This window comes from Jejuia sp. G7-7, assembly GCF_055808955.1.
Genome location: NZ_JBVVSZ010000002.1, coordinates 563,855 through 575,886 on the forward strand (window position 1 = coordinate 563,855; position 12,032 = coordinate 575,886).

The 12,032-nt window shown below is 31.8% G+C and carries 12 protein-coding genes and 2 pseudogenes; 8 read left to right on the top strand and 6 right to left on the bottom strand.

Annotation, left to right across the window (positions count from 1 at the left end):
• Positions 1 to 153 precede the first annotated feature (153 nt).
• From AC0L5U_RS12755 to AC0L5U_RS12765, 3 genes and pseudogenes are all read left to right on the top strand, one after another.
• Positions 154 to 300, top strand: coding sequence for a hypothetical protein (locus AC0L5U_RS12755; protein ID WP_473416790.1), 147 nt, complete (start codon positions 154 to 156; stop codon positions 298 to 300).
• A gap of 289 nt (positions 301 to 589) precedes the next feature.
• Positions 590 to 2,049 (top strand): annotated as a pseudogene (gene rpoN / locus AC0L5U_RS12760) (RNA polymerase factor sigma-54).
• Entirely contained in the window at positions 2,049 to 2,657 is a 609-nt protein-coding gene (locus tag AC0L5U_RS12765) for a hypothetical protein (RefSeq protein ID WP_473416791.1), read from the top strand. Before rpoN ends, AC0L5U_RS12765 begins: the two are co-directional and overlap by 1 nt.
• Before the next feature lie 39 nt (positions 2,658 to 2,696).
• Here AC0L5U_RS12765 and AC0L5U_RS12770 read toward each other — a convergent pair whose 3' ends face one another.
• The 6 genes from AC0L5U_RS12770 to AC0L5U_RS12795 form a co-directional block, all read right to left on the bottom strand.
• A complete protein-coding gene (locus AC0L5U_RS12770) occupies positions 2,697 to 3,392 on the bottom strand; it encodes a porin family protein (protein WP_473416792.1) in 696 nt (231 codons plus the stop codon).
• Positions 3,393 to 3,437: 45 nt separating this feature from the next.
• A complete protein-coding gene (locus tag AC0L5U_RS12775; RefSeq protein ID WP_473418287.1) occupies positions 3,438 to 4,694 on the bottom strand; it encodes a Y-family DNA polymerase in 1,257 nt (418 codons plus the stop codon).
• A gap of 600 nt (positions 4,695 to 5,294) precedes the next feature.
• Positions 5,295 to 5,732: a DUF3157 family protein gene (locus AC0L5U_RS12780; protein WP_473416795.1), complete on the bottom strand. Its 438-nt coding sequence runs from the start codon at positions 5,730 to 5,732 to the stop codon at positions 5,295 to 5,297.
• Between the two features lie 34 nt (positions 5,733 to 5,766).
• Positions 5,767 to 5,973 (bottom strand): helix-turn-helix domain-containing protein, encoded by a 207-nt coding sequence (locus AC0L5U_RS12785; protein ID WP_473416796.1) that lies wholly within the window; start codon positions 5,971 to 5,973, stop codon positions 5,767 to 5,769.
• A gap of 2 nt (positions 5,974 to 5,975) precedes the next feature.
• Positions 5,976 to 6,500, bottom strand: a complete 525-nt coding sequence (locus AC0L5U_RS12790; RefSeq protein WP_473416798.1) for a DUF2975 domain-containing protein — start codon at positions 6,498 to 6,500, stop codon at positions 5,976 to 5,978.
• 3 nt (positions 6,501 to 6,503) lie between these two features.
• Positions 6,504 to 7,073, bottom strand: a complete 570-nt coding sequence (locus AC0L5U_RS12795) for a DUF2975 domain-containing protein (protein WP_473416799.1) — start codon at positions 7,071 to 7,073, stop codon at positions 6,504 to 6,506.
• A gap of 121 nt (positions 7,074 to 7,194) precedes the next feature.
• On the opposite strand from AC0L5U_RS12795, the gene AC0L5U_RS12800 reads away from it, so the two are divergent.
• The 5 genes and pseudogenes from AC0L5U_RS12800 (at position 7,195) to AC0L5U_RS12820 (ending at position 12,005) form a co-directional block, all read left to right on the top strand.
• Positions 7,195 to 8,349: an aminotransferase class I/II-fold pyridoxal phosphate-dependent enzyme gene (locus AC0L5U_RS12800; protein ID WP_473416800.1), complete on the top strand. Its 1,155-nt coding sequence runs from the start codon at positions 7,195 to 7,197 to the stop codon at positions 8,347 to 8,349.
• Positions 8,346 to 8,759 (top strand): putative signal transducing protein, encoded by a 414-nt coding sequence (locus tag AC0L5U_RS12805; RefSeq protein WP_473416801.1) that lies wholly within the window; start codon positions 8,346 to 8,348, stop codon positions 8,757 to 8,759. Before AC0L5U_RS12800 ends, AC0L5U_RS12805 begins: the two co-directional genes overlap by 4 nt.
• Before the next feature lie 95 nt (positions 8,760 to 8,854).
• Positions 8,855 to 9,469, top strand: coding sequence for a dethiobiotin synthase (bioD, locus tag AC0L5U_RS12810; RefSeq protein ID WP_473416802.1), 615 nt, complete (start codon positions 8,855 to 8,857; stop codon positions 9,467 to 9,469).
• On the top strand, positions 9,466 to 10,731 hold the full coding sequence (bioA, locus tag AC0L5U_RS12815; RefSeq protein WP_473416803.1) for an adenosylmethionine--8-amino-7-oxononanoate transaminase: 1,266 nt from the start codon (positions 9,466 to 9,468) through the stop codon (positions 10,729 to 10,731). Before bioD ends, bioA begins: the two co-directional genes overlap by 4 nt.
• 119 nt (positions 10,732 to 10,850) lie before the next feature.
• Positions 10,851 to 12,005 (top strand): annotated as a pseudogene (locus AC0L5U_RS12820) (beta-ketoacyl synthase N-terminal-like domain-containing protein).
• Positions 12,006 to 12,032: the final 27 nt, after the last annotated feature.

Genomic DNA, 12,032 nt, shown 5'->3' on the forward strand with positions numbered 1-12,032 from the left:
GTTTTATCACAAGGATGTTTTCATAGTTCAGATGAAAAAATTAAAATTAGAAGAAAAGACAACAAATACTATCTCACTTTTAGAAATCAAGAAAAGCTGTTAAATAGTCACGATATAGAATCTATTAAATATTTTGAAATAGAGCTTAATAATATGGAATCTTCTGGTTATTGCACAACCACAGACACTTATATTGTAAGATATAAAAATCAAGAAATAATATTATCTGATGGTAGTTGCTCTTGGAATGGAGACTATCATCTTAGAATGAAATTAGATTTACCTAAAAAATTATATTAAACTACACATTTGCATCTATCATGTTAATACTTTAGGACGCTAAGAAGATTAGCAATTAGCTAGTGTATAAAATCACTTTGGCGAATAAACCCGTGTTAGGGATTGTAGTGTAAAGTCCACAGCCCGACGTAGGAGGTACGAGTCCCGAAGCTTTGGGAGCAGCGGAAAGCCCGACCCCTTAGGGTAACGCCAAAAAAACCAGATTCTTGAAATTTTTAGATGAGAATTGTTTGGCACGACCTTTGGTTTACGTATTGCTTTTTCTATCTTTGATTAACACCAAACAACCATGTTAAAGCAATATTTACAATTTAAATTATCTCAAAAGCTATCGCCTCAGCAAATTCAATTGATGAAATTGATTCAGTTGCCTACACAAGCTTTTGAGCAACGCCTGAAACAAGAATTAGAAGAAAACCCTGCTTTAGAAGGTGGTAAAGAGGAAAAGGCAGATGAATTTGATGCTGATTTAGACAACGGAACGGATGATTATGAGGATAGTGAAACTATTAATGCTGAGGACATTAATGTAGATGAGTATTTGAGTGATGACGAAATTCCTGATTATCGTACACAAGCTAATAACTACAGTAGCGATGATGAAGAAAAAACAATGCCTTATGCTGCTGGCACATCTTTTACACAACATTTAAAAAATCAATTAAACACTTACAGACTATCTGATGACGAACGTGATATTGCTGAATTTTTAGTAGGTAGTGTTGATGAAAGTGGTTATATAAGACGTTCACTTTCTGACATTACAGATGATTTGGCATTTACGCAAAATGTATATACTGAAGAGGATAAAGTTGAACGTGTTTTAAAAATTGTACATCAATTAGACCCTGCTGGTGTTGGTGCTCGTAATCTTCAAGAGTGTTTAAGTATTCAATTACATAGAAAAGAAAAAACATCGGATACCGATTTAGCTATTAATATTATTGACAAAGCTTTTGATGCGTTTACAAAAAGCATTACAAAAAACTGCTTCAGAAGTTTGATATCTCTGAAATTCAGCTAAAAGATGCTATTACTGAAATTGAGCATTTAAACCCTAAACCAGGTGGTTCTTATGCTGGCAATAATCGTATTGTAGAACATGTTGTACCTGATTTTGCAATTAAAATTGTTGATGGAGAATTAGAGTTAACTTTGAATGGTAGAAACGCACCAGAACTGCATGTATCGCGAGAATACAACAATATGCTTAAAGGCTATAAAGACTCAAAAGATAAAAGCAAATCGCAAAAAGATGCGGTTATGTTTATTAAACAGAAGCTAGATGCAGCAAAATGGTTTATTGAAGCTATCAAGCAACGTCAACAGACATTATTTGTAACTATGAGTGCCATTATGCACTACCAAAAAGATTATTTTTTAAGTGGGGATGAACGTCAATTAAAACCAATGATTCTTAAAGATATTGCAGATGAAATCAACATGGACGTTTCTACAGTTTCTAGAGTTGCAAACAGCAAATATGTTGACACCCCTTATGGTACTAAATTGATAAAGGAATTCTTTTCAGAGTCGATGAAAAATGATCAAGGCGAAGATGTTTCTACTAGAGAAATTAAAAAAATTCTAGAAACAGTTATAGAAGAAGAGGACAAGAAAAAACCTCTTACCGATGAAGCTTTAGCTAAAATTTTAAAAGAAAAAGGCTATCCTATAGCAAGAAGAACTGTTGCAAAATATAGAGAACAATTAGATATTTCTGTAGCTCGTTTAAGAAAAAAGATATAATGCTGCACCAAATCTTAAAGAGCTTTTCATATATATTTCATCCTTTATTAATGCCTATTGCTGGTGTTATTTTTTATTTTACAAAAACACCTCGATTTATTGATGAAGACGTTATATGGGCAAAACTTATTTCTGTATCTATTCTTACTTTTATTTTACCCATTTTATCGTATTTTTTATTAAAGACTCTTGGAGTGGTTAAAACCATTAATTTAGAAACACCAAAAGAGCGTATTATTCCCTTAATACTAAACGCTATTATAATGTTTCTTGTAATACAGCGTATCCTAGGACCTCAGCAATATATTGAACTTTACTTCTTTTTTGTTGGTGTTTTAATTTCAACATTAGCTTGCTTGATATTGGCTTTTTTTAAATTTAAAGCAAGTATACACATGATAGCTATTTCTGGAGTATTTATGTTTTTTATAGCTTTAAGCATTCATTTTAGCATTAATATAAATGGTACTTTAGCACTAATGTGCATAATTACTGGGGCAACAGCTACATCTCGCTTACACTTAAAAGCACATACTTATCCAGAATTAATTATGGGAATGTTTGTTGGTATGCTTCCTCAATTGATTTTGGTAAACAATTGGCTTTAAAGGATTAATTCCTTTCTTCAAGGAAGATAAAGGTGTGCATTATAAAATATAAAACATCAAACCTATTTTAACGGCACTCATATCTAGAGTTTCTCCGTTAATTTTTGCACTATCAGAAAAAATAGGATTTAGCCCATAATACGCATAAAGATTCCAAGTATTGTAACCCACGCTTAAGGTTAGTCCGTATTGAAAATCATTATAATCTTTAATGTTTCCATATTTAAAATCCCCCAAATCGCCTTTAAACTTGCTTCTATTTGCAAAAACATAACCGAATTTTACACCTGTATAAATGCGCCAAAACTTATAAGAACTTGCCGTAGAAGTGCGCCATCTATACTCAATTGGCAACTCTAAAACATGCTCTGAAAACTTGTTTTTCGTAAAATTTACAGTACTACCATCAATAATACTATATGTATAGTTTCCAATATTATCTTTATTGATGAGCATATTCTGTATATAGGAATTTGTAGAATACCCAAGTCCAATACCAATGGCTTTATTTCTTCTTTTATTAATAGGCATATCCTTTATAAACCCTAAATGAAACCCTAACGAAAAGCTATTTTGCTTTAAGCCATTTGGTTTATTATTAATCAGATTATAAGTTGTTCCTATATAAAATTGATCTTCTTTATATAACGAATCTGTGATTTTGCCTGTTATTTCTTGAGCAAATATCTGTGATAATGATACTATTGTAATTAATACTACTAGAAGTTTTTTCATTTTCAATTTTATAACTCTAACAAATATAATATAAATACAACTCTATCATTTTACAACAATAATCTCCTTTATATTGGTAGTATATCTAGGAGACAAACGTTCTTGACGCATTTTCCAGGTACGCTCTAAATCTTGATTCCCTAGCTTTATTTTATAATCTGCATACTTTTTGTTTAGCTTATCTATGGCATGCATTAAGGGTTTGTGTTTTGGGTTTTCTGTCTCGAACATGTGTAACTGATGATTATCTGTTGGCACCAAACCCATAACTATAACCCCTGCCCGCTTATATTTTATCCCTTTCTTAAAAATACTTGTAACTGCTTTAACTGCCTCACTACTAATAACTAGGTTGGAATCGGTTGGATATGGCAAACTTACCACTCTACTAGCTCTATGTTGTTCTAACCCTTTTTTATGTCTATCACTACTTAGCGTCACATAAATCATGTGGCAACTAGAGTGTTGTTTACGCAATTTTTCGGCGCAACTTGTAGCAAAAGTTGAAATGCGTTCTTTTATATTATCAATATCAGAATACGTGTATTCAAAACTTCTGGTGGTTGCAATGGCTCTTTTGGCAATAACTTCCTCAAGTTTTAATTGAGGGATACCTTCTAATTCTTTTTTCAATTTAAAACCTGTTGAACCAAATTTTTTTCGTACCCATTCATCAGAAAGGTTCACAAAATCTATAGCTTTCTCACAGCCTTTAGCCTTTAGATGTTTTTGTAATCCGCGACCAATACCCCAAACATCTTCAATTTTAATCCATTTTAAGGCTTTAATTCGTTTTTCCTCAGAATCAATTACATAAACTCCATTTGTTTCTTTTGGAAATTTGCGTGCTATTTTGTTTGCCACTTTACTTAAAGCCTTTGAAGGCGCAATACCAACGCAAGTTGGAATACCTGTCCATTTTAAAATACGCAAACGCATTTGATTCCCATAATCTGAAAAATCGCGATTATTAAAACCTTTAAACCCCAAAAAGGCTTCATCAATACTATATACTTCTACATCTGGAGTAAATTGTTCCAAGATTGTCATTACGCGATGACTCATATCTCCATATAATGGATAATTTGAAGACAATACCTTAATCCCTTTTAGTTTACAAAACCCATCCCATTTAAAAATAGGCGCTCCCATAGGCAGATTTAATGCTTTAGCCTCATCACTTCGAGAAATAACACAACCATCGTTATTGCTTAAAATAGCAATAGGTTTCCCTTGTAAATTAGGGTTAAAAACCCGTTCGCAAGAAGCATAAAAGTTATTACAATCTACTAAAGCATACATGGTATAAAAGTACAAATTTTACATACATTTGTTTTATGTACGAGATAGAATTTACAATAAGAGAACCAAAAACTCCGTGGTTTAATAGAATACTGTTTTCTGCTTTAGCATCTGGTTTTATTGCTCTTGTTATTTATATTTTTAATAGTGATATTATAAATAAATTAACTTTGAGCGACAAAACACAAGCAATTACATATATTGTAATACTTTTTTTAATATTAGTTGTTTATATACTTCCTATTATTTCTAGACATTATATATACTTTAATTTTACGAATCTAAAAATTCAACATAGTTATTCCATCAGTATTTTTAGATATAATAAAAAGTGGCAAAACCTAGAAGGCCTAAAATATGTTTCTGTATTTAATACTGCAAATGGCTACGAAGTAAATCTTTGGTATAAAAAAATAAGATTTTGAATTTATTTGCTTTAGATGACTTTGACGAAGTTTTAAAAAAGGTTTTTTCTTTTCTGAAAAACTAAATATAAATTTACTTGATGCCAGAAAACGAGGCTATCACAAATGGATTAACAAAAAAGTTTATAGAGAAACTGGGGAAATTGAATATTTAAATTAAAACCCTAAAATAAATCTATTTTTTTGCAATACTGTGTCCATTACGTTTGTAAGTTACTTTTTTTCCATTAGCACATAAATTATAAACGCCTTTAGCCTTAGATTCAGAAACTGATAATAGCACTACATCTTCAACATTACACTTATAATCTTTAGCTACTTTCTTTTTTACATGAACTATTGTTGCTCGTCCTTTTTTTAATTGAGATTGAATTTTTTTATTCAATTTTGGCTCCACAAAATCTTGAGGAAGACTACAGGAGTTTTCTTTATTCGATTTAGGTGTAGTAGCTATGTCTTTCTCATTTGAAGGTTTCTTCAAATCAATATACTCCCAAGTAAAGTCGGCTTTTAATAGCACACGCCTTCCATCTTCGGTTTTTACAATGTGATTGTCTTGTGCAAAACCAACACAAGATATAAGGCATATTAAAATTAAAAGACATTTTTTCATAGCGTATAAAATAAATTAAACTCAAAAATACAATTTAATCTTCAACATACTCTAAAATATCAGCTGGTTGACAATCTAAAGCTTTGCAAATGGCTTCTAAGGTCGAGAACCTAACTGCTTTGGCTTTTCCTGATTTTAAAATGGATAGATTTGCTGTAGTAATACCTATAATTTCAGCGAGTTCTTTGCTCTTCATATTTCGTTTAGTGAGCATAATGTCGAGATTTACAATTATTGGCATAGTTATATGGTTAATTTATTTTCATCTTCAGCGCTCTTAGCTCTCCTAAATATTTCGGCTAGGATATAAAAAGCTAAACCTGCTGGGATTAAAAATGTAAATTCGGACTTGAGTTCATTAAAAAAGTTAAATGTAGATTCTCCAATTGCTGCTAAAAGAAACCTTAATACTAAAACATTAATGGTATACCAAATAAAGATATTTCCAATCTTTTTAAAATAACTAATATTCTTATCGCTAAAATAATTTCCGTTTTCAATTTCTTTAAGAATGGATAAAAAATATGAAAATCCGTAAATGAGATACCCTCTCCAAAAAAATAACCCTGCATTTATAGCGTAGTAACTCCATTTTATAGCATTTTTTGATGTAAACCAAGATTCATTTTTATTTGCTGTTTTTGCCCAATTTTGAAATTCCTTAAACTGGTTAAAGTCAAATTCACGCATATCATTGAGTAATACCGATACTGAGGACAATAAAATCCCCCAAGTGATAATTGTCAAAATGTTAGTATTGTCTTTCATAATTTAAATTGTTAATTCGTTTTCTTCCTTCAACAACTTTCCTTCTTTAAAAATTTCTGCCATTATAAATGCTATTAGAATAAAAATTAGAGGTGTAAGAGAAATAGTTGTTCCACTATAACCGCCCAACTTAAAATTCATAGAATGGTAACTAGTTAATAAAAAATAAATAAAAATATATTTCCCGATATTCCTAAAAGACCTAATATTATCTTGCTCAAATGTTTTAACTCCTTTTACCGAAGTCATCACTTTTTGAAACTCTATAATTGCTAAAAACAAAACAATTAATACAGCAATATATTTTAGATAGTTTAAGTATAAAGAACCTGTTTTTATATCTCCCAAAACATAAACATCTTTGTCTAAACTTTTAGTGTTTATTTTCCACTTTTGTGAAATAGAGTAATTATAATCTGTAAAATTAAAACTTACTTCTCTTCCTTTGTAATAACTACGGTCTAGCTGTAAGTGAATCAAAACTGTAGTTACACCTATAAAAGCAATTGCAATTAGTAACCTGATAAGTTTACAAATTACAATTGCGATGTTTAAAAGTATATTTTTAGTCATCTGTAAAAATAATTATTGTTTAACGATAACAAATGTATATAAAATTATCGAAAAACAATAATTTTTAATTAAAATAATTTTACATCATCAATCCCAAATGCATTATTTATATTTGTTTAGAATGAAAGACTTTCCCAAAAAACTGCTAGAAAAATTAAACGAGCGCAAAGCGAATAACACTATTCGCAAACTTGGAGTGCAAAATAATTTGGTAGATTTTTCATCAAATGATTATTTGGGGTTTTCAAAAAACAAAAGTGTTTTTGATGATACTCATGCTTTTTTAAAAAGTAATGATAGTATCGAAAATGGAGCTACGGGTTCTCGCCTACTTTCTGGGAATCATAAACTTTACACTATTGTTGAAGACTTACTTGTTAATTTTCACAATAGCGAAAGTGCCTTAATATTCAATTCTGGTTATGATGCTAATGTTGGTTTCTTTTCATCAGTACCTCAAAGAGGAGATGTTATTATTTATGATGAGTACATCCACGCTTCTATTCGCGATGGTATAACAATGAGCAATGCCAAAGCGTATAAGTTTAAGCATAATAATTTAGAAGACTTAGAGTTAAAATGTCAGACTGAGCGCAGTCGAAGTCCTCTTAATTCAGAAATTTATATTGTCACAGAATCTATATTCTCTATGGATGGAGATTCTCCAGATTTAATAAAACTTTCTGAAATTAGTAAAAAACACAAAGCCTATTTAATAGTTGATGAAGCACATGCTATAGGTGTTTTTGGAAAACATGGTGGCGGTCTAATTCAAGAATTAAATCTAGAACAAAAGGTTTTTGCACGTATCATCACTTTTGGGAAAGCATTAGGTTCACATGGTGCAGCTATTTTAGGGAATACCAATCTGAAAAATTATTTAATAAACTTTTCAAGAAGTTTTATTTATACAACAGCATTGCCTCCTCATAGTTTAGCAACTTTATATGCAGTATACAATACATTAAAGCATACCGAAAACAGGAATAAACTACATCAAAATATTAAATTATTTAAATCTGAAATTCTAAAAAACAATCTTGAAAACAACTTTATAGAAAGCCATTCAGCTATTCATTGTTGTATTATTTCAGGGAATCATACGGTTAAACTAATAGCTGCAAAACTTCAAGAGTCAGGTTTTGATGTAAAACCCATTTTATCCCCAACTGTTCCGGAAGGGCAAGAGCGTTTGCGTTTCTGTTTACACAGTTATAATCATGAAAAAGAAATAACCAAAGTACTTCAACTATTAGCTAGTTTTATAAACGAATGAGCGATACTTTTAAAACCATAGCAAGATATCAATACTCCTCTGAAGCCCAAATTATAAAAGGACGGTTAGAGGCTGATGGTATTCAAGTATTTTTATCTGATAATCTTACCATAGACACCGACCCTCTGGTAAGCAACGCTATTGGAGGTGTCAAATTAAAAGTATTATCAAAAGATGCATTAAAAGCACAACATATTTTAGATTCTATAAGCAAATATTCTGTTGATGATGAAGGGAATACCATAAATTGTCCAAATTGTGAGAGCGAAAAAATTGAATTGTTTTCAACTATAAAAGATGCCAAATCATTTTTTGCGTTTATTTTTGGTGTATTATTTTCAGCCCTTCCATTTTACACAAGGCATAAATATAAATGTGATGATTGCAAAACTGAATTTGATTTAAAATGATTTTTTGCCACGAATACACAAATTATTTTCTCATAAATTCGCACGTATTTTATAAGAATATTTATGTATTCGTAGCGGCTTATTATTAAGATTTAATGGATAAAAAAACATATTTCATAACAGGAATCTCAACCGATGTAGGTAAAACCGTAGCATCAGCAATTATAACTGAAGCTTTAAAAGCTGATTATTGGAAACCCGTACAGGCAGGAGAATTGGATAATTGCGATACTAAAAAAGTGAAGCGCTTAGTATCAAATACCAAATCTGTATTCTATCCAAACACTTATGCCTTAAAAACACCTATGAGCCCTCATGGAGCTGCCGATATTGATGGCATTGAAATCGATATCAAGAAAATTAAAGCCCCAAAAACCAGTAATCATTTAGTTATTGAGGGTGCAGGTGGCTTGTTAGTGCCATTAAATAACGAAAACACCGTTTTCGATTTAATACAAGCAAACTATAAAGTTATCGTAGTGTCGAGGCATTATCTTGGAAGCATTAATCACACCCTTTTAACTGTAAATGCTTTAAAAGCAAAAGGTTTTAATGTCTCTATTATTTTTAGCGGAAACAAGCATCCTACTACTGAGTCTATTATCAAAAAAATGACTCAAGTTCCAATTATTGGACGTATTAACGAAGAACCTTATTTTGATAAAAATGTGGTAAAGGAATATGCAGAATTGTTTAAAGAAAATTTATGAGCTTACAAGACCGTGACAAAAAACACCTCTGGCATCCGCTAAAACAACATCAACTAAACCCAGAAAGTTTAGCCATTGTAAAAGCAAAAGGATGCATACTTACAGATGAAGCTGGCAATGAATACATTGATGCTATTGCTTCATGGTACACCTGTATGTATGGGCATTGTAATGATTATATTGTTGAGGCTACTTACAAACAAATGCAACAGTTAGATCAGGTTATGTTTAGCGATTTCACGCATGAACCTGCTGTAAAACTTTCTGAAGAGCTCATTAAAATACTTCCCAACAATCAAAACAAAATTTATTTTAATGATAATGGCTCTACTGCAGTAGAGGCTGGAATTAAAATGGCACTTCAATATTATTTTAATAGCGGAGATAAACGCTCAACATTTATAGCCTTTGAAAACGGATTCCACGGCGATACTTTCGGAGCTATGAGTGTTTCAGGATTATCAGTATACAACGGTCCGTTTGAAGATTTTTTAATTGATGTAAAACGCATTCCAACACCAAATGGCTCAAATACCGAAGTCATTTTAAAGCAGCTCCAAGGTTATATTTCAAACCACAATATTGCTGGTTTTATCTACGAACCCCTATTACAAGGTGCTGCAGGCATGAAAATCCATGATGCTAAAGGATTAAACGACATTTTAAAGTTTTTAAAAGCACAAAACATACTCACTATAGCCGACGAGGTTATGACAGGCTTTGGCAAAACAGGAAAATATTTCGCATCAGATTATATAGACACAAAACCCGATATTATCTGCCTAAGTAAAGCCTTAACCGCAGGATTATTACCAATGGCAATAACCTCCTGTACCCAAAAAATTTACGATGCATTTTTAAGCAATGATATTTCAAAAGGCTTTTTCCATTGCCACACCTATTCTGCAAATCCTGTGGCATGTGCAGCTGCCATTGCTGGTATCGAGCTTTTAACGTCTCAAGAAATTCAAGAGCATATAAAACGCATCATCAAATCCCATAGTGCCTTTCAAAACCGCATAAAAAACCATCCAAAAATAAAATCAACACGCCATTTAGGAGTCGTTTTTGCTCTAGACCTCAACACCAAGATCGAGCGTTATGGCGATTTGCGCGATAAAATTTTAAAATTTTTTATGGATCGTGGCGTTTTCCTAAGACCTCTCGGAAACACGATATACATTCAAGTCCCCTATGTGATTTCAGAAACTGAATTGCAAAAGGTGTATCAAGCTATTAAAGCTGTTTTAGAAATTATTTAGGGCGTTACCACAAGGGTCGGGCTATCCGCTATATCTTTTTAATTTTTTTGAAAATTAAAAAGGATGCCGCTTCTATCCCTAACGCATAAGTACTACTTTTGTGAAAAGTTTTAAAACCCTTGCAAAAACCAATTTCAATAACAGCCATTTCATCCATATCTTCATTAGGAAAATCTCTTGAAGCATCATGGAAAAGCTATCAAAACAATGTACATCACATCACCAAAAAAAATTTTAGGTAAAGCTGTATTTGTTTCAGAGCTCACAGAAGCTGCAAAACAAGATATAGCTGTTTTAAAACAATCCGATTCAAAATATAAATCACTAGATAATACGGTTCTTTATACTATTTATGCATCAAGGCAAGCCCTAAAACAAGCCCGTTGGAATCCTTCTGATAATTTCGGGATTAACATAGGCTCTTCTCGTGGTGCTACCTCTCTTTTGAAAAATACCATAAGTCCTTTTTAGAAAACAATACCTCTGAGACTTTAAGTTCTCCAACAACAACACTAGGCAATATATCATCATGGGTAGCTCATGATTTGCAAACGCAAGGTCCAGAAATAAGTCATTCTATTACCTGCTCAACAGCATTACATAGTATGCTTAACGGTATTGCTTGGATAAATTCTGGCATGTGCGATAAATTTATGGTTGGTGGTAGCGAAGCACCGTTAACACCGTTTACTATTGCACAAATGCAAGCCTTAAAAATATATTCAAAAGAAACAGGAGACTTCCCATGTCGTGCTCTAGACCTCAACAAAACCAAAAATACTATGGTTTTAGGCGAAGGTGCATCCATAACTTGTTTAGAAACTGGTATAAAAGAAAACGCATTAGCGCTAATTAAAGGCTATGGCTACGCTACTGAAATTTTAAAACATAACATCTCTATTTCTAGCGATGCAAAATGTTTTCAAAAGTCTATGAAAATGGCATTAGGAAATATAAACCCTGATGAAGTTGATGTAATTGTTATGCATGCCCCAGGCACCATAAAAGGGGACATTTCTGAATATAAAGCCATTGAAACGGTATTTAAAAACAATATGCCAGCACTAACCTCAAACAAATGGAAGATTGGGCATACGTTTGGAGCATCTGGTGCATTAAGTATTGAACTTGCTGTTTTAATGTTACAACATCAAGAATTTATTGGTGTGCCGTATTTAGAAAATCAAAAAACTCCTGATAAAATTAATTATATATTAATAAACGCCGTAGGATTTGGCGGAAACGCGGTTTCTATTTTATTATCTAAAAATTAAGGTATAACTTTTTAAATTAGTATTTTT